The following is a 22740-nucleotide window of genomic DNA, read 5'->3' on the forward strand; positions in this document are numbered from 1 at the left end:
CCGTTCGAACGCATCGCCTGATGTGACCTACGGTGCTCGCGACGCGATCCCCGTCGCGAGCACCGTACAGTCCGTACGCTCGTGATCATGAGCGATGTACAGATAACTCCACCGACCGAAGCCCCTGCTCCGCCCACGACACGAGCCCGGACCCTCGCGCGTTATCTGCTGGCCGCCTCACTCGTCTTCGCCGGGCTGAGCCATCTCTTCTGGGCCCGCAAGGACTTCCAGGCCCAGGTGCCCGATTGGGTGCCGATGGACAAGGACGGCGTGGTCATGGCATCCGGCGGTGTCGAGATCATGCTCGGCGCCGGACTCGCCGTGGCGAACCGGGACCGCGTCCGTGTCGGCCGCCTGGCCGCACTGTTCTTCGCCGCCGTCTTCCCGGGCAACATCGCCCAGTATCTCGGCAAGCGCAGCGCCTTCGGTCTCGATACCGACCGTAAGCGCCTGATCCGCTTGTTCTTCCAGCCGGTGCTCATCCTGTGGGCCTTGTGGTCCACCGGAATCCCCCGACGCTGACGCGGCCGGCGCCGGAGGGCGGACCGGTGTCCGTCACTCCGGCGCGACCCGCACGAGCATCTTGCCGAAGTTCTTTCCTTCGAGCATGCCGATGAACGCCTCCGGGGCGTTCTCGAGTCCGTCGACGATGTCCTCGCGGTACGCGAGCTTTCCGTCGCGGACCCATGCCGAGGCCTCACGCAGGAAGTCGCCGTACATCTCCTTCACGAACTCGCTCTGGATGAAACCGCGGATCGTGAGGCTCTTGGTGAGGATCGAATTGAACAGTCCCGGAAGACGGTCCGTGCGGTTCAGATCCGCACCGTTGTACTGCGCGACCAGCCCGCACACCGGGATCCGCGCATAGGTGTTGAGCAACGGCCACACCGCTTCCTGGACGGGACCGCCGACGTTCTCGAAGTACACGTCGATGCCGTCGGGCACCGCCTCCGCCAGCTGGTCGGGGAAGTTCGGGTCGCGGTGGTCGATCGCCGCGTCGAAACCGAACTCCTCGATCAGTGCGCGGCACTTCTCCGGTCCGCCGGCGATGCCGACCGCGCGGGCGCCCTTCAGCTTCGCGATCTGCCCCACGGCCGATCCCACCGGCCCGGTGGCGGCAGCGACGACGACGGTCTCTCCCTCCTTGGGCTGTCCGATCTTCAGGAGCCCGGAATAGGCTGTGAATCCGGGCATTCCGAGCACGCCCACCGCGGTGGAGATCGGCGCGGCCTGCGGATCGAGCTTGCGTACGGTGGAGCCGTCGAGGACGGCGTGCGACTGCCAGCCGGCTCCGGCCAGGACGTAGTCGCCCGGCTCGAGACCGTCGTACCGCGATTCGACGACCTGGCCCACCGTTCCGGCGACCATCACGTCCCCGAGTTCGACGTGCGCGGCATACGACTTCGCGGTGCTCATCCGACCGCGCATGTACGGGTCGAGGGACAGGTAGACGACGCGCAGGTGGATCTGGCCGTCGCCGACCTCCGGCAGATCCACCGTCTCGAAACGGAAGTTGTCGGCAGTGGGCGCCCCCTCCGGACGCGACGCAAGAACGATGCGGGTGCTCTGACTCGTCGTGGCTTCACTCATGCCGACAGTGTGCCGCACGCGCAGATGTCCTGAACGCTGCGCGCGGGCACTCCGGCAGGCACGATGTCAGGCCGGAGAGTCTCTCGGTCAGGCGCTGCGCTGTACCTGTCCGCGAGGCACCTGGTAGTTCGAGAACAGCTGCGAGTGGATGACCTCGGTGAAGGACGGTCCGTCCTGCTCTGTCCGGGCAGGACGGCGAGTGGACGAAGCGGTGCGCGAGGCACCCATCTGCGACGTGGAGCGGATCGCCATGTCGATCTCCTCTCGGAAGGCGGGGAGAGGTGCCACCGGCACCGTACAGAAGGTGCAAATCGGGTGAGCGACCCCTTGGGAGATACATATACCCCGTCGATGCCCGATATGCACCTGTCGATTTCGGCGCGCCACACACCGCCCCGCCGGGAGCCTCGGGAAGCTACCCCTCGACCTCGTGGCCGTCGGAGGCGGGAAGCACCCGGATCGGCACGCTCGTGGCCGAGTTCAATGCCCCCACCCGACCGATCGGCGTCGCGGCCGGATCACAGGCCCGCACGGTGATCGTGCGAGAACCTCCGGGAGGCAGGTGGAACCAGGAATCCTGCAGGTCACCGCCGGTGACGTCGAGGTGCACGTACTGCGCCGCACCCTCGGTCCGCACCTCCACGCTCCACCCATCGGGGACGGGTCGAGCGGTCGCCGTGAGACCGATTCCGCGCTCGACGGGCCGTGCCGGACCACCCACGAGATGCACCGACTCCGCCAGCACCGCACCGGCGTGATCCACCAACCGGGCGGTCGCCGCGTCGAAAGTGCGCGGCCCGAATCGATACGCAAAATTGACATCGGTGAAACCGCCCGTCACCGATGCCCACGAGGTCACCCGGGTCTCGTGCGGGGCGAGATGCAGCGGCACGGACACGTCCACCGGTACCGCACCCGAGGGGGTGTGGGCCTGCAACTGCAGCGTGACGTCGAGAACGTCGGCGGTGTCGTTGATGGCGTCCACACGCAGGCCGTCGAGGCCGTCGTCGGTGAGGAGGACGGTGACGGGCGCGAACACCCGGGCCAGCACCCACCACGGAGCCTTCGGGTTCCCGTCGGCGTCGAGCACGCCCCATCCGGCACCCGGCTGCAGGTCGCGGGCGGACAGGATCAGGGCACCGCGACATCCTGATCCGGACCGTCGCCAGTACTGCAGCACCTCGGTGAACGCTTCGCAGATCGCCGCCCGCCCGAGCGCGAGATACCGCGCGGGGTCGGACCACCGCACCTCGGCGGGGTCGACCCCGAAGAGCGTGCGCACATAGTGGTCTCGTACGTCCTCGAAGTCCCACGACGCGCCGTTGTCGCGCGGCACAACCGACTTCCACCGCGGATGGTGACCGGCGACATTCACACTGCCGAACGCAGTCTCGATCGCCGTGTCGGAGGGTGGAATCGAGAAAGCGAGGCATTCGGCGGCGAAGCGCACGCCGGCAGCGCGCACATCGGCGAGAGGACGACGGTAACCCCCGACACCGAAGTAGTGCGCCACACCCGAACCCACCGCGATCGACAGTGCGTCGCTACCCGGGGGTGCGGACGGTGACGACGACACCCACACCGTGCCCGGTAACTCGCGGTCGACGATCGCAGGCAACCAGTCGTCGAGTGCCGGGATGGATGTCTCCGTCAGACCGAGCATGGCCGGTTGCTGCTCGGTCTCGCTGCCTCCGCACATCACGACGGGTGCCGGGTTTCCGCCCCATCGGCGCGCCAGTGCACGGACCTCGTCCTCGAGCAGCGAGCGGAAGTGCGGGTCGTCGGGTGGATCGGTCGTGGCGAGCATGACGTCCTGCCACACCATGATGCCCAGTTCGGCACACGCCGAGTAGAACTCGTCGTCCTCGTAGACCATCGTGCCGGGGATGCGGATCGTGTCCACGCCCGCCGACACGCAGCGTTCGAGGATGCGCCGGGTTCCGGCCGAGTCGTTCAAGGTGATCGGGTCGGTCGGTGTCCACACCAGTCCGCGGCAGAAGATGTCGACGTCGTTGATCCGCAGGCCGAATCCGTCGCCCGAAATTTGCTCCACCGATCGGAAACCGATAGTGCCCGGTTCCATCCGATGCCCGTCCAAGAGGATGTGTGCCGCGTACAGGTTCGGGTCGCCGTAGGTATGCGGCCACCACCGCTGCACCTCGGGGAGCGTCACCTGCATCCGCACGCGCGCTGTCCCGTCGGGCCCGTATTCGGGCCGGGCGTGCGCCGCCGCCCCGCCGATCTCCACAGCGACCTCGGAGACGACGGCTCCTGCCAGCACGAGATCGACGTCGACGATCCCGTCGGATCCGCGTACACGCGTTCGTATCCCGCGTCCCAGCACGACGGGTTCGCCGGAATCGACGAGACGAACAGGGCGCCACGGTCCGACCGGTGCCGGAGCTCCCGCGTAGACCGGGGCGCGCCCGAGCATCGTGGTGCGGAACCACCGCAATCCCTGGGCCGATACGAGCGACGAGCGCCACCGTCCGCGCGGCCGACGCTTGCGGAGTGCAGCCTCGAGCGAGGCACACCGGATCGCGATCCGCGTAGTCGACGGCAGGCGGTCGAGGACGACGGTCAGCGGCGCGAACATCGATTCCGACGTCGCGACGCATGTCCCGTCGACCCATACCTCCGCGAGGGTCGCGAGCCCGTCGAAGGTCAGATGCCACGGTCCGTCGCCGGACACCTCGACGTCGGTGACGAACCACCAGTCGTCGCTGTCGGGTGACGACGCCCGGGCCGCCGCGACTCCGTCGGTCTCCCGAATCGCGCCTGCCGCCGTCCCGGGTATGCGGACCGGCAACCAACAATCGTCCTCCGGAAGGTCGCCGGGATGCTCGACCGACCCAGGAGCGATAGGGAGACACCGCCATCGCGCATCGTGCAGGAGATCCATACGAGTCGAGTCCCGTCACCGCACCCCGGCGGCGCGGACGACGGTCGCCATGGCGTCCTCCCAGGCGTCGGCCATCGCCGTCAACTGGTCGCCGGGATCGACGCTGCGGCCACGTGCCGCACGCGCCATCCGGAACTGCACGCTCTTGGCACCCTCGGCGACCGCGCGGAATCCGTCGGCTGCGGCGGCCGCACCGGGATATCCGCGACGGTCCATGTAGACGCTCACGTCCGCGGCGAGTTCGGCCGTGGCACCGCACTGGCGGAGCACCCCGAACGTCCACGGATGGAAGACGTCCATCCCGCCGGTGCGGATCGAGTCGATGTCGGCGAGCACCCGCTTCCCGAGTTCGCGCACCGGATTCGAGTCCGCACGCATGCGCAGATGCCGGAACACCATCGTGTCGAAGGCATCACGCTGCGGTTGGGCCGCGTCGAGGCGCACCTGTTCGAGATAGGGAGGCCAGGTGGGCACCGGTTCGTCGAGGCCGAACACTCCGCGGAAGTCCTCACCGGTGAGGACGTGATAGCCGCTGTTGTGGAAGTACTCGAGCGTCTCGGTGTCGCGGTCGATGACGTTGGGCACGATCGTCGTCTTCGAACGACTCTCCCGGTATCCGGTGCCCTCGGTGTCGGGCAGCCAGAAGGCGTCCACCTCGATCGTCGACAACAGACCGGCGGCGGCGTTGTCCTCGAGGTGATCCACCGGACGGCGCCAGACGTTCATCTCCGCGACGTCGATCCCGTACAGCGCCAACAGGTCCTCGGGACGGAACTTGAGGAAGGTCCACTGGGCGCCGTCGAACCGCGCCGAGAACGCGCACGCGGCCGCGGGGACCGGATCGTGGCCGAGCGAATGCAGCACCTCGACCCACAGGTCGACATAGCAGTTGGTCTCGGTCCAGATCCGGTCGGCAGCGTGCACGAAGTGCGGTGAGTACCCGTCGACGCGGACGTCGATGAGCCGATCGCTCACGGGAACAGCCTGTCGCGTACCGAAGCGGGCCAGCGGTCGACGTCGAGCCCGTGGGTCCGCAGCAGTGCCAGGGCGATCCGCTCCATGCCGAATCCGACGCACGCGCTGTGCGCGACTTCGCCGTCGGCGGTGCGGATCTCGAAGGTCTCGCCGAAGTGCTCGCGATGGCAGTTGCACGAGACCACGGCGGTGCCGTCGTCGAGGTCGCCGTAGAGCCGGACGGTCAGCTCGGTCTTGAGGTTCTCGGTGCGCTGGTTGACGGCCAGCATGCGCCCGGCCCGTCCGAAGAAAGGATCGTTGGCGGGCACGGCGGTCGCGTCGAGACCCAGAGAGCCGAGCACCTCGAGTCCTCGCTCCACCCAGGAATCACGATGCTGCGCAGCATCGTTCTCGGTGCCGATGCGCACGAACTCGTGCATGCGGAAGGCCTGCATGCGAGCGGGGTCGACGGCAGGTTCGTGCCGGAAGCAGTAACCGAGGACGTCGAGCAGTTCGCCACCCTCGCGCAGCGTGCCGGTGTACCGCGAGTAAGCGGGATGACATGCGGCGGAGACGAGCACGGTGTCGGCGGGTTCGAGCCACGGATCCCACGCCTCTCCCCGCGACCGCGCGGCGAGCAGTTCGGCGTGCTCGGCGTTGCTGCCCGCGAAGGTGTTCACCGCTCCGGTCAGGTGCGGGAAGGAGGCGATGTAGTCGGTGCGCTCGAAGCTCGTCCGCGGAAAGACCGGAGGGAAACGCAGGCGCGTGGCCGCCCGGCCCGGACCCGCCGCGACCACCACGCGGTCGATGCCGTCGACGATGTCCTCGAAGACACCCGAGCGTCCGTAGAGGCCGGGAACACCGGTCTCCACGAGCAGTTCGGCCTCGAGCAGCTGCTGCTGGAAGTCGAGGCGGGCGCGCTCGAGTTCGGACAGCTCGTCGGTTGCGGCGCTGGTAATGGCTGTACTTGTCACAGCGTCCCCCGGTAGGCGATCGACAACTGGGCCGAGTTGTTCATGATGCGGTCGTTGTTGACCATCACGGCGGCGCCGTGCGCGTCGCGCAGGTGGCGGCCGAGCGAGTACTGCGAATCCTCGCGGTATCCGGCGATCCCGCAGATGAGCATCGCGCGGTTCACCAGATCCACGACGAGCGTGGACGCGGTGACCTTGAGGTTGTTCATGGCGAGCGAGAAACCCATGCTCGACATCGATTCCTCCTGCGCCGACGCGGCTGCGTCGAACCGGGCGGCGGACCCGGCGACGAGATCGGAGAACTGCTGGTGCACGGCGGCTGCTTCGGCGAGTCGCAGCGCACCGGGCGGGGTGACCCCCGGGCTGCGGCGGGCCGCCGACCGCACGAACGAGCGGGCCTTCTCCATCGCCGCGTCGGCGATTCCGAGCCACACCGCCGACCACACACTGTGCGAGACGGGAAGCATGGTGCGCGACGAGATCTCGGCGTAGGCCGTGCCGACGACGAGATCGGCGGACGTCGTGGCAGTGAGGACGAATCCGGGACTGCAGGTGCCGCGGAGTCCGAGGGTGTCCCAGCTGCCGGTGGGTTCGAGGTTCACGTCGTCGCGTCGGCATACGACGAGCACCTGGTCGCTGGGCGGGCTGTCGGCGGTGCGACGCGCGGTCACCAGGATCGCGTCGGCGTATTCGCCGTACGAGATGACCGGTGCGTTCTTCGTCAGGGTGACGGTGTCGCCGTCGCGGGCCACGGCGCAGACGCTGCTGCGCACGTCGCCGCCGGTGCCGAGTTCGGTGGTCGCCGAAGCGATCAGGTAGTCATTCGCCACCGCTTCGGCGACGAAGGCCGCCACACCCGGGGTGGAGTGATGCACCAGCGACAGGATCTGCGTCTGGTGCATTGCGAAGATCATCGCGGTGGAGGCGCAGTACCGGCCGAGGATGCGGGCGACGGCGCACAGCTCACCGAGGGACGCTCCCTCCCCGCCCTGATCGACAGGGACGGCGCAGTTCAGCAGCTTGTGGGCGCGCAGCGCGTCGACGGCCTCGTGCGGAAAGCGTCCTTCACGATCCACCTCGGCGGCCGCGGGGCCGGCGCTCTCGCGTCCGACGAGTTCGGCACGGGCGAGCAGCGACAGCCCGGCATGCTCCGCGACGGTGAGGGGCGCGGACGGGGACGTCACGCGACGCCCAGTTCCGTCAACGCCGACCTGATGGCGCCGACGCTCGCGAAGGTGCTCTTGCGCAGCAGTTCGTCGGGGAATTCGACGTCGAAGGCGTCCTCGAGGGCGAGCATCACGTTCACGCTGGCGTGCGATGTCAGGCCGAGCTCGTAGAGGTCGGCGGCGGGATCGAGCGCCGTGCTGTCGACCGACAGCTTCGCGTGCTCACCGAGGACCTTGCGGATCACCTGTTCCGTCATGGATGTTCGCCAGTTTCTGCTTCGTCGACGCGGGTCGCCACGACCGTCGCGATGGCGTATTCGAGCTCGTGGGAAATCGAGACCTGAATGTCGGTCACCTGTTCATCTCGCGCCAGGGTGGCCGCGTTACCGGCCAGTACGACAGTGCATCCGCCCCAGTCCGCGCGGCGGATCTCGATGGCCCGCCAGGGAACTGCGTGCTCACGCGGACGCAGGACCTTCATGACGGCCTCCTTCGCGGCGAAGCGTGCCGCGAGGCGTTGGGCGCGACCCGATCCGGTGCACATCTCCAGCTCGTGCGGGGTGAACACGCGCTGCAGGTAGCGGTCGCCGAACCGGTCGATGCTCGACGCGATGTCGCGGACGGTGACGACATCGCAGCCGACGCGTGTCGTCGCGACGCGGGGGCCGCTGTCATCGTTCATGGGTCACTCCTCGGGATGCGCTGCACACGCTAGCCGCAGGTCGGCGGATCTACACCACTCGAACGTCTCTGGCTTGCAGGACATCCCGGAAATCACCCCGGCTTTCACCCGCCGGTCGCAGCAGTGCGCGCGGTGAATCGGGACTCGCTACCGCAACATGCCGCGTCGATCCCGGTTCGGCGCGCGAACGACGAAAGGCCCCGACCGGGCGGTCGGAGCCTTTCGGGGGTCTGTAGTTATGCGGACGTCCGCACGGGTTCCTTGTCGCTCTCCGGCTCGTCCTTCGCTGCCGACTCCTTCTCCACAGCGGGCACCGGGACGGTGTCCTGCGCGTAGTAGAAGTGCGGGCGACGGTGTCCGAGGAAGGAACCGCACCAGGACATGACCGCGATGTACCGGTTGCGGAATCCGACCAGGTAGACGAGGTGGACGGCGAGCCACAGCACCCAGGCGATGAAGCCGGTGAGCTCGATCTTCCCGACCCGCGTGATGGCGCGGAACCGGTTGATGATCGCCATGCTGCCCTTGTCCTTGTACTGGAACGGGGTGCCCATCGCGACCTTGCCGGTGATCATCTTCGCGACGTGGCGGCCACCCTGCATGGCGAACGGCGACTGCGCCGGCAGGTTGTCGAGGGTGACCATGTCGCCGATGGCGAAGATGTTGTCGCTGCGGCCGACGGTGAAGTCGGGGTCGACGAGCAGGCGTCCGCCGCGGACCGTCTCGCAGCCGGTGCGCTCGGCGAGCACGTCGGCGAAGTCGTTGGCCTGGATTCCGGCCGACCAGATGATGGTCTCCGCGGTGAGGCGGCGGGTCTCCTCGGTCGTGGGCGTGGTGAGCATGGCACCGTGCTCGTCGATGTCGGTGACCATCGTCCCGAGGACGACGTCGACGCCGCTCTTCTCGAGCGACTCCTTGGAGTACTCGCTGAGCTTGCCGCCGAACGGGGGCAGCACCTTGTCGGCGCCCTCGACGAGCGTGACGGTGACGTCGTCGGCGCGGATGTTGCCGATGTTCTCGGCGAAGTAGCGCTGCGCGAGTTCCTTGATCTGTCCCGCGAGCTCGACGCCCGTCGGGCCGGCACCCACGACGATGAAGCTGAGCAGATTCTTCCGGCGCTCCGCATCGGTGGTGACGTGTGCTTCCTCGAAGCACCGCACGATCTGGCGACGCAGCTTCTCGGCGTCCTCGACCGTCTTCAGCGCGTACGTCAGGTCGGCGAACTCGTCGCGTCCGAAATACGCCTGGCGCGCGCCGGTCGCGGCGACGAGGTACTTGAAGCCGAGGCGGAGACGCTGGCCGCCGGCCTCGTAGACGACCGTGTTCTCCTCGGGGAGCACGTCGACGACGCGGCCCAGGCGGACGTCGGCATTGGGGTACTCGGCCAGGATCGCACGCACGGAGGGGGCGATCTCACCGGGCGAGAGGACACCGGTCGCAACCTGGTAGAGCAGAGGCTGGAAAAGATGCTCGGTGGTCTCCGAGATGAGAACGAAGGGCGTGCCGGCCTTGGCGAGCTTCTTGGCGGTGGCCAATGCTCCGAAGCCGGAACCCACGATGACTACATCCGTCCGATCGACCAGGGTCACTGTGTCCGCATCGTCCATGCTGCCGTAAACCTCCACGTACTTGTCATCTCCGTTGATGTATGACTCCCAAGGTAGGTACGAAGGACCCTTGTTCTCCACTAACCTGGGATATTCGAAAAACTGTTATCTGTTTCGCTCATAAATGCAGATGGCACGTTCCCCGGAGGAGACATGGATTTCCGTCAGTTGCGCTACTTCTTCGCCGTCGGCGAGGAGGGCAGCTTCTCCCGTGCCGCCCAGCGCTGCTTCATCTCGCAGTCGGCGATCAGCCATCAGATCGCGAAGCTCGAGCACGAACTGGGCACCACCCTGTTCGACCGTACGACCCGCTCGGTCAAGCTCACCTCGGCCGGCCAACGCCTGATGCCGATCGCCGCCGAAGTGCTCAGTCTCGAAGCGAAGGCCCTGGAAGTGGGCCACGAACCGCGGGAGAGCATCCGCATCACGGCGAACATGAGCTTCGCGTCGCAGAGCCTCGACGCCATCTCGAGCGTCCGCGAGCGTCACCCCAAGATCGACGTGGAGTTCGTCATCAAGGACTTCACCGACCGCGTCAACGCCGTCGCGTCCGGGGATGCCGATCTCGCGCTCATCCGCGGCGACGTCGACCGCCCGGGGCTCGAGGCGATCCGTCTCGGCATCGAAGAGCTCGTCATCGTCACGTCGAGCGAGCACCCGCTGTCGGCTTTCTCCACCGTCGATCTCGGCGACCTCGCCCACTACCCGCTGCTGCTGCCGCCGCGCGGCAACCAGGTGTTGTTGCACCGCGTGGTCGAGGACGCCTTCGTCGAGGTCGGTCGTCGCGTGCGCCTCGGGCCTCCGATCGCGAGCGACCACACCGCGACTCTCGAGGTGCTCACCAACCCGAGGGCGTGGACCGTGCTCTACGCCGGCACCGCGGCCGACACACCCCGCAAGGGGCTGAAATTCATGCGCGAGATCCACCACCGGCTGCAGGTGCCGGTGTGCGGGGTGGTGCGGAGCAACGCGACGCCCAATCCCGAACTCGAGTTCCTCATGCGGGCGCTCGCGCATTCGATCGTGCCGCCGACGGACAGCACGCCGTGATCAGACCACCGACGTCGGAGCGCGAAACGGTCATCGGTGCGCGCAATTCCGCGCTCCGCTGACCAGTTCGCGCGTCGCTGCGGTCCCGGGCGACTCAGTTACGCGGCGACAGCTTGTCGAGGAGTTCGAGGCCCTGGCGTGCCCACGCGATCTCGGCCTCGCCCCGGCCGATGAGACCGTCGTACGCGAACGCCTTGAACGCGATGATCCGCTCGTGGTCCTCGGCCGGATACTTCTGCACGCGTCTCGCGATGGTCGCGTTGCTGAGGTCGAGGATCGCGTCGCGCACCGTGGTCCACTGGGCGATCTGTTCGGTGTAGTGGTCGATGTGCCGTTGCAGGCACTCGCGAGCACTGCGCGGGTCGGCCCATTCGAAGTAGGCCGCGCGCATGTGGGCGGCGTCGCGCACCGGGGCGTAGTCCAGCGGGGTGGACATCCACTCGCGGAAGGCCCGGATGCCCTCCTCGGTGATCGAGTACCGGGTCTTGGTGCTGTTGGGACCCCAGCGCACCTGTTCGCCCTCGACGAGGCCCTCGCGCTCCATCCGGCGTAGTTCGGGGTAGATCTGCGAGTCGGGTGCATGCCAGACGTGCCCGACCGACCCGCCGAACCGTTTCGCCGCGTCGTAGCCGGTCAGAGGCTCGGCGGTGAGCAATGCGAGCAGCGCGTATCGCAGGCTCATGGACCACCACCTTTCCCCGGGCGAGTATTCCACCCTTGCGAATAACTATATCGATAGATAGTCTGTGCCCCAGCTCACCAACTATCTATGTAGATAGTTATTTCACCTTCAGTGTTCGGAGGATCCGACATGACCGATCTCGGCCCCACCGGGGCGACCGCGAAGAACATGGCCTACCCGCTCGACGCTTGGTACGTCGTCGCCTGGGATCACGAGGTGGGTCGACGCGAGATCCTCGCCCGCACCATCGCCGGCAAACCGATGGCCCTCTACCGCACCGAAGAAGGCCGTCCCGTCGCCCTCGCCGACGCCTGCTGGCACCGCCTCGCGCCGCTGTCGATGGGCAAGCTCATCGGTAGCGAGGGCATCCAGTGCCCCTACCACGGTCTGCAGTACAACTCCGCAGGTCGCTGCACGCACATGCCCGCCCAGCAGACGATCAATCCGTCCGCGATGGTGGCGTCCTATCCCGTCGTCGAGCGGCACCGTTTCGTGTGGGTCTGGCCGGGCGATCCGACGCAGGCCGATCCCGATCTCGTCCCGGACATGTTCCAGATGGACTCCCCCGACTGGGCGGGCGACGGACGCACGATCGACGTGCAGGCCAACTACCAGCTCGTCCTCGACAACCTCATGGACCTCACCCACGAGGAGTTCGTACACTCGTCGTCCATCGGCCAGGACGAACTGAGCGAGTCCGACTTCGTCGTCACCCACGACGACCGCACCGTCACGGTCACCCGCTGGATGCACGACATCGACGCACCGCCGTTCTGGCTGAAGAACATGCGCGACAAGTTCCCCGGCTTCGAGGGCAAGGTCGACCGCTGGCAGATCATCGAGTTCCAGGCACCGTCCACGATCCGCATCGATGTCGGTGTGGCCAAGGCCGGAACCGGTGCCCCCGAGGGCGACCGCAGCCAGGGCGTCAACGGCTTCGTCATGAACACCATCTCGCCCGTCGACGAGCGCACTGCCCTGTATTTCTGGGCGTTCATGCGCAACTACCGTCTCGACAGCCAGCTCATCACCACGCAGCTGCGCGACGGCGTGCACGGCGTGTTCGGTGAGGACGAGGCGATGCTCACCGCGCAGCAGAAGGCCATCGAGGCGAACCCGGATCACGAGTTCTACAACCTCAACATCGACGCCGGCGGCATGTGGGTGCGACGCCTGATCCAGCGCATGGTCGAAGCGGAGCGGAACCTCACCTCGGCCACCGCCGTTCCCGAGGGAGCCCACTGACATGAGCAACAACCAGATCCGTTGGCAGCGGGCCCGAGTCGTGGGTGTCGAGCGGGCCGCCGATTCGATCGCCGAGATCACCCTCGTGGCCGACACCGCCCACCGCGTCGAACCCGGCGCCCACATCGACGTGCGTCTCCCCTCGGGCGACACGCGTTCGTACTCCCTCGCCGCGGGTGGTCCGGACGGTCGCCTCATACTCGGCGTCCACCGCTCCCCCACCTCGCGCGGTGGTTCCGAGTACATGCACTCGCTGCGCCCCGGCGACGAACTCGAGATCACCGAGCCTCTCCAGAACTTCCCGCTGCGGGTCGGCGCACCGCGATATGTCCTGCTCGCCGGTGGCATCGGCATCACCGCGGTCCGCGCGATGGGGGCCGTGCTCCGCCGCCTCGGTGCCGACTACCGCTTCGTGTATGTCGGTCGCAGTCGCTCCGCGATGGCCTTCCTGCCCGAACTCGAAGCCCTCCACGGCGACCGTCTCGACGTCCACATCGACGACGAGGGAACGGGATTGGACGTCGCCGCGCTCGTCGACGGCGTCGATCACGGCACCGAGCTGTACATGTGCGGTCCGATCCGCCTCATGGATGCCGTGCGGCGCCGGTGGCACGACCGCGACCGGCCGATGCCGAATCTCCGCTACGAGACCTTCGGCAACAGTGGATGGTTCGACGCCGAGGAGTTCACGGTCACCGTGCCCGAACTCGACGTCACCACCACCGTCGGTTCCGACGAATCGATGCTCGACGCCCTCCGGCGTGCCGGTGTCGACATGATGTTCGACTGCCGCAAGGGCGAATGCGGCCTGTGCGAGGTCTCCGTCTCCTCGCTCGACGGTCGCGTCGACCACCGCGATGTCTTCTTCAGCGAGGAGCAGAAGCGCTCCTCGCGTCGGATGTGCGCCTGCGTGTCCCGCGTGGTGCGCGATTCGGCGTCGTCCCGTTCGACGACGGGTGTCGTCACGCTCGACCTTCCCTGACCACCGCGCATTTCACACCACGAGGAAACACGATGGATCTTCGCGCACGCATCGACGCCTCGCCGATGCATCCCTACCAATGGATGGTCGTCGCCCTGTGCGTCGTGCTGAACATCCTCGACGGGTTCGACGTCATGGCCCTGGCGTTCACCGCCAAGAGCATCGGCAGCGACTTCGGCCTCGGCGGATCGGAACTCGGCGTGCTGCTCAGCGCGGGTCTGATCGGCATGGCCGTCGGTGCTCTCGCTCTCGCCCCGATGGCCGACCGGATCGGCCGACGGCCCCTGATCCTGATGTCCGTCGCGCTCGCCACCGCCGGCATGGGCCTGTCCGCGAGCGCCGGATCGGCGTGGGAACTCGGCATCTGGCGGGTCATCACCGGACTCGGCATCGGCGGCGTCCTCGCCTGCACCACCGTCATCGCGAGCGAATACTCGTCGGCCCGCTGGCGTGGTCTGGCCATCAGCATCTACACCGCCGGATACGGCGTGGGTGCCACGATCGGTGGTATGGCCGCCGTCGGTCTGCAGAGCGAATACGGTTGGCGCGCAGTCTTCGTCACCGGCGCCGTCCTCACCGGCCTGGTGCTCGCTCTCCTCGTCGTGCTGCTGCCCGAATCCCTCGATTTCCTCACCAGCCGGGGACGCTCAGGCGATCTCGACCGGGTCAACAGCATCGCGCGACGCATCGGCCAGAGCCCCGTCTCCGAGCTCACCCGCTCCGGCGACAAGGCGGCACCGCGGGCAGGACGGATCTCGGACCTGTTCTCCGGAAGCAACACCCGCTCGACGGTGCTGCTCTGGGCGGCTTTCTTCGCCACCATGTTCGGCTTCTACTTCGTCAACTCGTGGACGCCGTCGCTGCTCGAGACCGCCGGTCTCACGAAAGACCAGAGCGCCACGGCGGGCATGATGCTCACCCTCGGCGGCACCGTCGGGTCGGTGCTCTTCGGAGTGTTCGCCAGCCGATGGGCCACCCGATCGGTCCTGCTCACCTTCACCATCGCCGCCGCCGCGACCATGACCGTCTTCATCATGTCGATCTCGACCCTGATGCTGGCGTTCGCGCTCGGCATCCTGATCGGCGGACTCATCAACGGGTGCATCGCCGGTCTGTACACCCTCGCGCCGTCCCTCTACGGACCGCAGGTGCGGGCCACCGGCGTCGGTTCCGCCATCGGTATCGGCCGAGCGGGTGCCATCCTCGCACCGACCGCGGCCGGTGTGCTCCTCGATGCGGGATGGACGCCCGAACAGCTCTACTTCGGAGTGGCCGGAGTGGTCGTGTTCGCCGCGGTGGCACTGTTCGCGCTGCGCCCGGCACGCTCGGCGGACGCCTCGTCCGAGCCGGTGCCCGCCGCCGTCTCCACAGAGTCGCGGAGCTGACCGACGGCCAGGAATCAGAGCGCGAAGTGGTCATCAGAGCGCGCAATTCCGCGCTCCGATGACCACTTCGCGCGTCGCTGCGGTGGTCCCTGCGGTGAACAACTCCGCGGCACCCGGACGCTCATGTCTTCGGTCCTTTCCGGGTGCATTCCTTCGGGGCGAGCCCCAGCGCCAGGTGCGGCCAGTGGGCGATGTCGCGTCGCATCTGCCGGTCGTGGGTGGCCACGGCGACCGCGGCGTCGGTCGCCCCCAGGGCGTCGGTCAGTTCGTCGACCAGCGTGATCGACAGGTGGTTGGTGGGCTCGTCGAGCAGCAGCACGTGCGGTCGCGCGGCGAGCACCATCGCCAGGTCGAGGCGTCGTTGCTGTCCCATCGACAGGTCACGGACCCGCTTGCCGAGGTCGCGTTCGGTGAACAGTCCGAGTTCGTCGAGATCGACGGCTCCCTGGTCGGGGACGAGTCCGGCGACGATCAGTTCGCCGACGTGCGCGTCGTAGACCTGTTGCACCCGCGCCGCCGACGGTGCCGGCGATTCCTGGGCGAGCCGCCCGATCCGCACGACGGGATCGCTCTCACGGGTCCCCGACGTCGGTTCGACCTCACCGGCCAGCACTGCGAGCAGCGTCGACTTGCCGGCGCCGTTGGGTCCGGTGATGACGAGTCGCGAACCGGCGAGGACGGCCAGGCTGACCGGACGGTCGAGCCGGCCGCGCACCATGACGTCCTCGACGCGCACCAACGGTGTGTCCGGGTCGATCCCGTCGGCCTCTGCACCGAGCGCCGGCATCGAGAACTGCAGCGGCGGTACCGGTACCGCCACCGCGTGGTCGTCCAGCGCTTCCTGACGGCGGTGCACCGACTGCACGAGCGCCGGCGCACGGGTGGCACGCTGGTGCTTGCCGGTGCCCTTCTCCGGCCGCCAGCCGGTGACGAGCCGATCCTGCGCGGATTCGAGATCGGACTCCAGCCGGGCCCGCTCGGCCTGCTCCCGGGCGTATTCGCTGACCCAGCGGGCGTATTCGGCCTCGCGTCCCGTCCGGAAGCCGGCATATCCCCCGCCGTACAGGCGCGGACGACCGTCGCGGCTCGGGTTCAGGTCGAGGATCGACGTGGCGACATCGGTCAGCAGGGCGCGGTCGTGGCTGACGAGGATCACGCCGCTGCGGGTCTGCTGCAGGCGTTCGGTGAGATAGTCGAGTCCCGACGCGTCGAGATGGTTGGTCGGCTCGTCGAGCAGCAGGAAGTCGTGTTCGGCGCCGAGCAGTGCGGCCAGGCGCACGCGGTAGCGCTGCCCGACCGACATCTCCGCCAGCGATCGCGAACGGTCGGTGACGGCGCCGAGCGCTTCGAGGGCGGTGTCGACGCGACGGTCGGCATCCCACGCGTCGAGTTGCTCGGCGATCTCCAGGGCGTCGGCGTACGCGTCGGCGGCGCCCGGACGCTCGTCGGCGAGCGCTGCGGTGCTCTCGTCGAGCGCCCGCAGAGCCGCGCGGACGTGGGCCAGCTCGATGTCGACGAGATCGCCGACGGTGCGCCCCTGCGCGACGGTCATCTCCTGCTCGGCGATGCCGAACGAGCCGAACCGACGCACGGTCCCCGAGTCCGGTTCGAGGCGGCCGGCGAGGACGTGCAGCAGTGTGGATTTGCCGCGTCCGTTCTCTCCGACGACGCCGAGCCGGGACCCCGGTGTGACCGCGAGGTCGACGCCGCGCAGGACGGGATGGCCGTCACGGGCGAGGTGGACGTCGACGGCGCCGAGTTGGGCGCGGGAGCGCCGGGGCAGGGTGATGCTGATGGTCATGTGGTTTCCTCCGTGCGGAGGCGCACTCGTCCCCGGATCACGGGTGGGAGGATGCGCTCGCTGACGAACGGCCGGACACTCGGCCGCATTCGGGTACGGCTCGAACCGCGACCTCGGAGTACGTCCCGAGTCGCGGAGTGGGTGTCGTCAGTGGAAGTAGAGCGCCTGGATCATGATCTCCAGGGTACCGAGCGCCCGACCACCGTCAATCGAATTTCCGGCTGCGATCGCGGAGTGCCTCCGCGGACCGGTACTCGTGCGAGGATGCGAGGAACAGCTGTCGACGAGGCCGCAGGAGGCGCTCATGGAGCACACCGAATCGTCGTTCACCGGCGTCGGCGCGATCCCGATCGTGTACGACGTGTGGTCGCCGGAGGCTCCCACCGGCGTGCTGATCCTCAGCCACGGACTGGGTGAGCATGCGCGTCGCTACGACCACGTCGTCGCGCGGCTCACCGATCTCGGTCTCGTCGTGTACTCCCCCGACCATCGCGGTCACGGACGGTCGGGCGGCAAGCGTGTGCGCGCCCAGGAGATGCGCGAGTTCACCGACGACCTCGACAGCCTGATCGATCTGGCGACCCATGCGCATCCCGGTCTGCCGGTCTTCATGCTCGGTCACTCGATGGGCGGCGCGATCGCTCTGGCCTACGCGCTCGACCATCAGGACCGGCTCGACGCGCTCGTGTTGTCGGGGCCGGCGGTGATCGTCACGTCGGGCACACCGAAGCCGGTCGTGGAGATCGGCAAGCTGATCGGGCGTTTCCTGCCGGGTGTGCCGGTGCAGAAGCTCGACAGCAAGGCGGTCTCGCGCGATCCCGCGGTGGTCGCGGCGTACGACGCCGATCCGCTCGTGCACCACGGTCTCGTGCCCGCCGGGCTCGCGCGGGTGCTGGTGCTCAACGAGCAGAGCCTCGAGCGGCGCCTCCCGAATCTGACGCTGCCGCTGTTGATCATGCACGGAACCGCCGACGCTCTCGCCGATCCGGCCGGGGCACAGCTCATCGCCGACCACGCGGGTTCGAAGGATCTGACGCTGAAGTTGTACGACGGGCTGTACCACGAGGTGTTCAACGAGCCGGAGAAGGACCGTGTGCTCGACGATCTGACGGGTTGGTTGAAGGTCCGGCTCGACAGCTGAGAGGAGGAGTGATGTCGTCACGCATGCCGGTCGCGTTCGTCGGCCACGGCAGTCCGCTCAACGCGCTCGAATCGAATCGGTACACGCAGGCCTGGGCGGCGTTCGGGCGATCCGTGCCGACGCCCCGCGCGATCCTGGCGATCTCCGCCCACTGGTTCATCAATGCCACCGCGGTGACTGCGATGCGGTCGCCGCGCACGATCCACGACTTCTTCGGGTTCCCGCAGGAGTTGTTCGACGTCGAGTATCCGGCGCCGGGTGCTCCGGAACTGGCGGAGGAGATCGCCGATCTCGTCCATCCGACGTGGGTGGGTGCCGACGTCGACTCGTGGGGTATCGACCATGGGACCTGGTCGGTGCTCACCCACGCCTTCCCGGAGGCGGATGTCCCGGTGGTCCAGCTCAGTCTCAACGCCTACAAGTCGCTCGATTACCACGTCGAACTCGGGGCCCGTCTCGCCGGACTCCGCGACCGCGGGGTGTTGATCGTCGCGAGCGGCAACGTCGTCCACAATCTCGGCGCGATGGATCCGCGACGCCCGGCCGCGGGGTTCGATTGGGCACATCGATTCGACGAGGACGCTTTCGCCGTCCTGCGCGACCGTCCCGGTGACGCCGCGGCGCTGGGTGAGCACCCCGATTTCCGGCACGCGGTGCCGACCCCCGACCATTTCCTGCCGTTGCTGTATGTCGCGGGTCTGGCCGCCGAGTCCGGGGAGCAACCGGCGACCCTCGTCGACGGTGTCGAATACGGATCGCTGTCGATGACGTCCTACGCCGTCGGCGGAAACTGTCCGCCGCGCGACGGGGACGGCCACGGCGCCGGACTGCCCGAGAGCCCGGAGCCGCCCGACACCAACCTGTGAGCGCTCAGGCGGCGTCGTCCACGGCGACGATCGCGCGTCGCGCGAACCGGGTGCTGAGCCCGATCAGTTCCATGGCCTCGGGGATCGCGCGGGCCAGGACCGGCCACGCGTGGATCTGCCCGCGCCACAGATGTGTCTCCACGGTGCGTCCCGCCGACGCGAGTCGCTCGGTCATGATCTCCACGTCCGGCCTGGTCAGCTCGTATTCGGCGGCACACATGAACATCGGAGGGAACAGCGCCGGATCGGCGTCGACGGGGTTCCTCTCGCCCTCGATCGCCTCCTCGCCGGCGAACCAGCGCGGACTGATCTTCCCGAGTGCCTTGATGGGCAGGTAGGCGTCCCTCGCCATGTACTTCGGGTCGTGCTTGTCGAGGTCGAGGTTGAGCAGCGGCGAGTAGCCGATCACCGCGGCCGGTCGCTGGATGCCGCGACGCGCGGCGAGTTCGGCGACCTTCGCCGCGAGATAACCGCCGGCCGAGTCGCCTCCGACGACGATGCGGGTCGGGTCGTCGGCCACCTCGAGCAGAGCCGTGTACGCGTTCATCGCGTCCTGCACCGAACCTGCGATCGGCACGGCGGGCACCTGCCGGTAGTCCATCGAGTACACCGGGGCGCCGGAGTCGAGCGCGAGCTGCACGCACAGCTGACGGTGGGTGGACGGGCCGCAGAAGATGAAGCCTCCGCCGTGGAAGTAGAGGATGGTGGCGTCGTCGAGCGGGTCGTCGACCGGCTTCGGGGAGATGATCCGCTCACCGGGCACTCCGCCGAGTTCGGTCGGCGTGACATGCACGGCGCGCGGCGTGGGCGTGATCCTGTCGACCACCCACGACAGCCGGCCGAGCACGGCGATGCCGAAGTCGTTGCTCGGCCAGAGACTCAGAATCGGCTTGAAGAGGATCCGGACCACCCACAGGAGGATCAGCGCGACCCTGCTGCTGCGGTCGTGCCAGGTCACCGCATCGGTACGCATGTGCACACACTATGTGACCGATATGTTTCGGGCATCGAGAGTTCCGACACCCGGCGGCCCCGGACCTCGAACGCGTCACCCGATCCGCAGCAGCGGCACGAGCAGTTCCTCGTCGGTCAACGCCCCGTGCTGCCCGGGAAGGTTCGACATGACCTGCTCGCCGTCGCTGCGGATCACCGTCGATTCGCCGCGTCCGACGGCCACGATGTCGCCGATCCGCTTGGTCAGCGCCGGATCGGGATCGGATCCGAACAGGCACGCCGCGAACGCGTCGTCGCGGGTGCCGACCCACGCGTGGTCGCCGAGTTCGTTGCGCCAGCGTTCGAGGACCCGGTCGACGTGGTCGGTGTAGATGTGGCGGCACCGCGGTTCCCCGGCGATGACGGTGACGTCCTCACCGAGACCGGGGGTGTGGTCGAAGTCGATGCGGCGACCGCGCGAGGCGTCGACCATGCCGTGATCGGCGGTGACGAGCAGGCGGGTGCCGGCCGGCAGCGCGTCGGCGAGTTGCTCGACGAAACGATCGACCACCGTGAGTTGCGCGAGCCATGCCGCGGACTCCGGCCCGTAGACGTGCCCGAGGGTGTCGACCTCGCCGATGTAGCAGTAGACGAGACTGCGGTCGCCGGCGCTCACCGCGGCGACGACCTGGGCGAGCAGATCGCCGTAGGCGGAGACCCCGACGAAGTTGCCGCCGCGCAGCACGGCCCGGGTGAGGCCGCTGCCCTCGAAGGCCTTCGGCACGACGGTGGTGACGGTCAGGCCCGCCTCGCGGCCGCGTTCGAACACCGTCGGGTGGGGCTGCACGGTCTCGGGGACAAGATCGTCGCGCTGGTCGATCGCGGTTCCGGCGAGGGTCCAGCGGAGCCAGTTGACCGGGGCCTCGATCTCGTCGACGTACGACTGGTAGCCGGTGATGCCGTGGAGGCCGGAGGGCAGTCCCGTCCCGAGGGAGGCGAGGCTGACGGCCGTGGTCGTCGGGAAGCCGGCACGCATCGGGCTCCCCGGCGCCTGCGTCAGATACGGAGCTGCTTTCGCGTTGCGCTGCAGCAGTTCCCACCCCATTCCGTCGACGAGCAGGACGACGGTGTGATCGACGGGGGTGAGATCGAGTCGGTTGGTCTCACCGGCGACCCCCGCGGACGAGAGCACCGACGGCATCAGGTCGGCGAGGGTCGGCTCGGCGTAGACGTCGCGCAGCGGCAGGCTCATATCCCGAGTATGAGCCACGCGCCGGCGCCGAGGGTCACTTGATGTCGGAGCCGTGCTTCGTCAACGGCATGACCTCGATGTTCATGTAGGGGAACAGCGGCAGGTTCCACAGGATCTCGTGCAGTTCGTCGGCCGACTCGACGTCGAAGATCGAGATGTTGCTGTACTGGCCGACGATCCGCCAGATCTCCCGCCACTTGCCCTGGCGCTGGAGATCCTGGCTGTAGGCCTTCTCCTTCGCGACGGTCTCGGCGCGCACGTCGGGGTCGAGATCGCGGGGGATGTCGACATCCATCCGAACGTGGAACAGTGCCATGATGTTTCTCCTTCTTCTGTTCTGACGAGAGCGCGGATCAGGAACGCGCGTACTTCTTCACGACGTCCATGTCGAGTTCGACGCCGAGTCCCGGCCCCTCGGGCAGGTGCACCTGCCCCTCGGAGTAGTCGAGCGGCTTCTGCAGCAGTTCGACGGCGAACAGCTGCGGACCGAACAGTTCGGTGCCGTAGTCGATCCCCGGTTCGGCGCACGCGAAGTGGATGGACGCGGCGGTCCCGATGGGACCTTCGATGGAGGTTGCGCCGTGGCACCGCAGGCCGGCTGCCTTCGCGACGGCGACGACCTGCTTGCTGCGCTGCAGTCCGCCGCACTTGGTGGTCTTGAGCGCGACGACGTCGGCGGCGCCCAGCTTGGCCACCTCGTACGCGTCGTGCGGGGTCTGCACGGACTCGTCGGCCATCACCGGCGCCGAGACGCGTCGGTTGATCTCGGCGAGCACGTCGAGTTGATCTGCGGGAGTGGGCTGTTCGATGAGTTCGACACCGCCGTCGACGAGCTGCGGGACGTGGCGCAGCGCGGTGAAGCGGTCCCAGCGGGCGTTGACGTCGATGCTGAATCCGACCTCGCCGCCGAACGCCTCGACGATCTTGACGACACGATCGGTGTCGACTACCGGGTCGAGCGCACCCATTTTGAGCTTGAAGGAGTAGTTCAGGCGCTGCTCACGCTTGTGGGTGACCTCCTCGACGATCTCTTCGAGGGGCGCGGCGCCGAGCGCCCACCGCACGTCGACGCCGGTCCGGAAGGCGCCGCCGAGCAGCGAAGCGACCGGCACACCCAGCGCGCGTCCCCATGCGTCGTGCATCGCTACGTCGACGGCGGCCTTCGCGAATCGCGCGTTGGCGACGATGCGCTCGATATCGACCATGACGCCGCTGATCTCGTCGACTCCACGCCCGATGATGTAGGGCCCGATGTAGCGGTCGACGATCTGCTGCATCGTCTCGACCGATTCGCCGCCCCACCACGGTCCGCCCGGCACGACGCCCTCACCGTAACCGGTGACGCCGCCTTCGGTGGTCACCGCGACGAGCAGGATCGGCTGCGCTTCCGCGGTGGTGGTGGCGAACTTGTGGGGTCGGATCAGCGGTACGTCGATGATCGTCGTGGTGACGGAGGCGATCTTCAGATCGGGGTCGGACATCGGAATTGCTCACAATCGGATCGGGGTGTGACAGGGGGTAGGCCGCC

General features: G+C 68.0%; 22 protein-coding genes. 7 read left to right on the top strand and 15 right to left on the bottom strand.

The features are described 5' to 3' along the window. Positions 1-87: 87 nt before the first annotated feature. The gene (locus C6Y44_RS23355; RefSeq protein ID WP_174246971.1) at positions 88-522 is read left to right on the top strand and encodes a DoxX family protein; all 435 of its coding nucleotides are present in this window, start codon (positions 88-90) and stop codon (positions 520-522) included. 33 nt (positions 523-555) lie between these two features. Here the strand turns inward: C6Y44_RS23355 and C6Y44_RS23360 are convergent, their stop codons facing one another. The 9 genes from C6Y44_RS23360 to C6Y44_RS23400 all read right to left on the bottom strand — a co-directional run bounded on the left by C6Y44_RS23360 (position 556) and on the right by C6Y44_RS23400 (position 9875). Then, positions 556-1590: an NADP-dependent oxidoreductase gene (locus tag C6Y44_RS23360; protein WP_159417276.1), complete on the bottom strand. Its 1035-nt coding sequence runs from the start codon at positions 1588-1590 to the stop codon at positions 556-558. Positions 1591-1677: 87 nt separating this feature from the next. Beyond that, complete coding sequence (locus tag C6Y44_RS23365) at positions 1678-1842, bottom strand: hypothetical protein (RefSeq protein ID WP_174246970.1); 165 nt, start codon at positions 1840-1842, stop codon at positions 1678-1680. 163 nt (positions 1843-2005) lie between these two features. After that, positions 2006-4492 carry a glycoside hydrolase family 2 protein gene (locus C6Y44_RS23370; RefSeq protein ID WP_159417275.1) on the bottom strand — a complete coding sequence of 829 codons (2487 nt, stop codon included), beginning with the start codon at positions 4490-4492 and terminating at the stop codon, positions 2006-2008. A 15-nt stretch (positions 4493-4507) separates the two neighbouring features. Next, positions 4508-5467, bottom strand: coding sequence for a DUF1839 family protein (locus C6Y44_RS23375; RefSeq protein WP_120280729.1), 960 nt, complete (start codon positions 5465-5467; stop codon positions 4508-4510). Next, complete coding sequence (locus tag C6Y44_RS23380; RefSeq protein WP_120280730.1) at positions 5464-6420, bottom strand: amino acid--[acyl-carrier-protein] ligase; 957 nt, start codon at positions 6418-6420, stop codon at positions 5464-5466. The genes C6Y44_RS23375 and C6Y44_RS23380 overlap by 4 nt, the downstream gene beginning before the upstream one ends. After that, complete coding sequence (locus C6Y44_RS23385) at positions 6417-7604, bottom strand: acyl-CoA dehydrogenase family protein (RefSeq protein ID WP_120280731.1); 1188 nt, start codon at positions 7602-7604, stop codon at positions 6417-6419. The genes C6Y44_RS23380 and C6Y44_RS23385 overlap by 4 nt, the downstream gene beginning before the upstream one ends. Beyond that, positions 7601-7843, bottom strand: coding sequence for an acyl carrier protein (locus tag C6Y44_RS23390; protein WP_024102340.1), 243 nt, complete (start codon positions 7841-7843; stop codon positions 7601-7603). Before C6Y44_RS23390 ends, C6Y44_RS23385 begins: the two co-directional genes overlap by 4 nt. Further along, complete coding sequence (gene acpS, locus C6Y44_RS23395) at positions 7840-8268, bottom strand: holo-ACP synthase (RefSeq protein ID WP_120280732.1); 429 nt, start codon at positions 8266-8268, stop codon at positions 7840-7842. Before acpS ends, C6Y44_RS23390 begins: the two co-directional genes overlap by 4 nt. 236 nt (positions 8269-8504) lie before the next feature. After that, positions 8505-9875 (bottom strand): NAD(P)/FAD-dependent oxidoreductase, encoded by a 1371-nt coding sequence (locus C6Y44_RS23400; protein WP_159417274.1) that lies wholly within the window; start codon positions 9873-9875, stop codon positions 8505-8507. 153 nt (positions 9876-10028) lie between these two features. Between C6Y44_RS23400 and C6Y44_RS23405 the strand changes: the two genes are divergently transcribed. Next, positions 10029-10925 carry a LysR family transcriptional regulator gene (locus C6Y44_RS23405; protein WP_159417273.1) on the top strand — a complete coding sequence of 299 codons (897 nt, stop codon included), beginning with the start codon at positions 10029-10031 and terminating at the stop codon, positions 10923-10925. A gap of 94 nt (positions 10926-11019) precedes the next feature. On the opposite strand, the gene C6Y44_RS23410 is transcribed toward C6Y44_RS23405, so the two are convergent. Next, positions 11020-11607, bottom strand: a complete 588-nt coding sequence (locus C6Y44_RS23410) for a PadR family transcriptional regulator (RefSeq protein WP_120280735.1) — start codon at positions 11605-11607, stop codon at positions 11020-11022. 129 nt (positions 11608-11736) lie between these two features. On the opposite strand from C6Y44_RS23410, the gene C6Y44_RS23415 reads away from it, so the two are divergent. From C6Y44_RS23415 to C6Y44_RS23425, 3 genes are read left to right on the top strand one after another with little or no spacing between them, the layout of a single operon-like run. Continuing rightward, positions 11737-12852 carry an aromatic ring-hydroxylating dioxygenase subunit alpha gene (locus tag C6Y44_RS23415; protein WP_120280736.1) on the top strand — a complete coding sequence of 372 codons (1116 nt, stop codon included), beginning with the start codon at positions 11737-11739 and terminating at the stop codon, positions 12850-12852. Between the two features lies 1 nt (position 12853). Continuing rightward, on the top strand, positions 12854-13834 hold the full coding sequence (locus tag C6Y44_RS23420; RefSeq protein ID WP_159417272.1) for a PDR/VanB family oxidoreductase: 981 nt from the start codon (positions 12854-12856) through the stop codon (positions 13832-13834). Positions 13835-13866: 32 nt separating this feature from the next. After that, a complete protein-coding gene (locus C6Y44_RS23425; protein WP_159417271.1) occupies positions 13867-15219 on the top strand; it encodes an MFS transporter in 1353 nt (450 codons plus the stop codon). A gap of 121 nt (positions 15220-15340) precedes the next feature. Here the strand turns inward: C6Y44_RS23425 and C6Y44_RS23430 are convergent, their stop codons facing one another. After that, positions 15341-17020: an ABC-F family ATP-binding cassette domain-containing protein gene (locus C6Y44_RS23430; protein ID WP_159417270.1), complete on the bottom strand. Its 1680-nt coding sequence runs from the start codon at positions 17018-17020 to the stop codon at positions 15341-15343. A gap of 304 nt (positions 17021-17324) precedes the next feature. On the opposite strand from C6Y44_RS23430, the gene C6Y44_RS23435 reads away from it, so the two are divergent. Together C6Y44_RS23435 and ygiD are read left to right on the top strand one after the other, a co-directional pair. Further along, a complete protein-coding gene (locus C6Y44_RS23435; RefSeq protein WP_159417269.1) occupies positions 17325-18161 on the top strand; it encodes an alpha/beta hydrolase in 837 nt (278 codons plus the stop codon). Positions 18162-18184: 23 nt separating this feature from the next. Next, on the top strand, positions 18185-19027 hold the full coding sequence (gene ygiD / locus C6Y44_RS23440; RefSeq protein WP_159419094.1) for a 4,5-DOPA-extradiol-dioxygenase: 843 nt from the start codon (positions 18185-18187) through the stop codon (positions 19025-19027). A 4-nt stretch (positions 19028-19031) separates the two neighbouring features. Here ygiD and C6Y44_RS23445 read toward each other — a convergent pair whose 3' ends face one another. The 4 genes from C6Y44_RS23445 to C6Y44_RS23460 form a co-directional block, all read right to left on the bottom strand. Continuing rightward, positions 19032-20000, bottom strand: a complete 969-nt coding sequence (locus tag C6Y44_RS23445) for an alpha/beta hydrolase (protein ID WP_016691169.1) — start codon at positions 19998-20000, stop codon at positions 19032-19034. A gap of 75 nt (positions 20001-20075) precedes the next feature. Next, positions 20076-21212, bottom strand: a complete 1137-nt coding sequence (locus C6Y44_RS23450; RefSeq protein WP_016691168.1) for an alkaline phosphatase family protein — start codon at positions 21210-21212, stop codon at positions 20076-20078. Positions 21213-21246: 34 nt separating this feature from the next. Beyond that, the gene (gene catC, locus C6Y44_RS23455; protein ID WP_006553167.1) at positions 21247-21528 is read right to left on the bottom strand and encodes a muconolactone Delta-isomerase; all 282 of its coding nucleotides are present in this window, start codon (positions 21526-21528) and stop codon (positions 21247-21249) included. 37 nt (positions 21529-21565) lie between these two features. Next, positions 21566-22693: a muconate/chloromuconate family cycloisomerase gene (locus tag C6Y44_RS23460; protein WP_120280740.1), complete on the bottom strand. Its 1128-nt coding sequence runs from the start codon at positions 22691-22693 to the stop codon at positions 21566-21568. Positions 22694-22740: the final 47 nt, after the last annotated feature.

It is taken from the genome of Rhodococcus rhodochrous (genome assembly GCF_014854695.1).
Taxonomy (GTDB): Bacteria; Actinomycetota; Actinomycetes; order Mycobacteriales; family Mycobacteriaceae; genus Rhodococcus.

What these genes read in the sequence shown, in the direction of transcription:
- C6Y44_RS23445 (WP_016691169.1), bottom strand. Translation starts at nt 20,000, where the DNA reads ATGCGTACCGATGCGGTGACCTGGCACGACCGCAGCAGCAGGGTCGCG.
- acpS (WP_120280732.1), bottom strand. Translation starts at nt 8,268, where the DNA reads ATGAACGATGACAGCGGCCCCCGCGTCGCGACGACACGCGTCGGCTGC.
- C6Y44_RS23410 (WP_120280735.1), bottom strand. Translation starts at nt 11,607, where the DNA reads ATGAGCCTGCGATACGCGCTGCTCGCATTGCTCACCGCCGAGCCTCTG.
- C6Y44_RS23390 (WP_024102340.1), bottom strand. Translation starts at nt 7,843, where the DNA reads ATGACGGAACAGGTGATCCGCAAGGTCCTCGGTGAGCACGCGAAGCTG.
- ygiD (WP_159419094.1), top strand. Translation starts at nt 18,185, where the DNA reads ATGCCGGTCGCGTTCGTCGGCCACGGCAGTCCGCTCAACGCGCTCGAA.
- C6Y44_RS23430 (WP_159417270.1), bottom strand. Translation starts at nt 17,020, where the DNA reads ATGACCATCAGCATCACCCTGCCCCGGCGCTCCCGCGCCCAACTCGGC.
- C6Y44_RS23420 (WP_159417272.1), top strand. Translation starts at nt 12,854, where the DNA reads ATGAGCAACAACCAGATCCGTTGGCAGCGGGCCCGAGTCGTGGGTGTC.
- C6Y44_RS23425 (WP_159417271.1), top strand. Translation starts at nt 13,867, where the DNA reads ATGGATCTTCGCGCACGCATCGACGCCTCGCCGATGCATCCCTACCAA.
- C6Y44_RS23405 (WP_159417273.1), top strand. Translation starts at nt 10,029, where the DNA reads ATGGATTTCCGTCAGTTGCGCTACTTCTTCGCCGTCGGCGAGGAGGGC.
- catC (WP_006553167.1), bottom strand. Translation starts at nt 21,528, where the DNA reads ATGGCACTGTTCCACGTTCGGATGGATGTCGACATCCCCCGCGATCTC.
- C6Y44_RS23360 (WP_159417276.1), bottom strand. Translation starts at nt 1,590, where the DNA reads ATGAGTGAAGCCACGACGAGTCAGAGCACCCGCATCGTTCTTGCGTCG.
- C6Y44_RS23355 (WP_174246971.1), top strand. Translation starts at nt 88, where the DNA reads ATGAGCGATGTACAGATAACTCCACCGACCGAAGCCCCTGCTCCGCCC.
- C6Y44_RS23370 (WP_159417275.1), bottom strand. Translation starts at nt 4,492, where the DNA reads ATGGATCTCCTGCACGATGCGCGATGGCGGTGTCTCCCTATCGCTCCT.
- C6Y44_RS23435 (WP_159417269.1), top strand. Translation starts at nt 17,325, where the DNA reads ATGGAGCACACCGAATCGTCGTTCACCGGCGTCGGCGCGATCCCGATC.
- C6Y44_RS23365 (WP_174246970.1), bottom strand. Translation starts at nt 1,842, where the DNA reads ATGGCGATCCGCTCCACGTCGCAGATGGGTGCCTCGCGCACCGCTTCG.
- C6Y44_RS23450 (WP_016691168.1), bottom strand. Translation starts at nt 21,212, where the DNA reads ATGAGCCTGCCGCTGCGCGACGTCTACGCCGAGCCGACCCTCGCCGAC.
- C6Y44_RS23415 (WP_120280736.1), top strand. Translation starts at nt 11,737, where the DNA reads ATGACCGATCTCGGCCCCACCGGGGCGACCGCGAAGAACATGGCCTAC.
- C6Y44_RS23400 (WP_159417274.1), bottom strand. Translation starts at nt 9,875, where the DNA reads ATGGACGATGCGGACACAGTGACCCTGGTCGATCGGACGGATGTAGTC.
- C6Y44_RS23460 (WP_120280740.1), bottom strand. Translation starts at nt 22,693, where the DNA reads ATGTCCGACCCCGATCTGAAGATCGCCTCCGTCACCACGACGATCATC.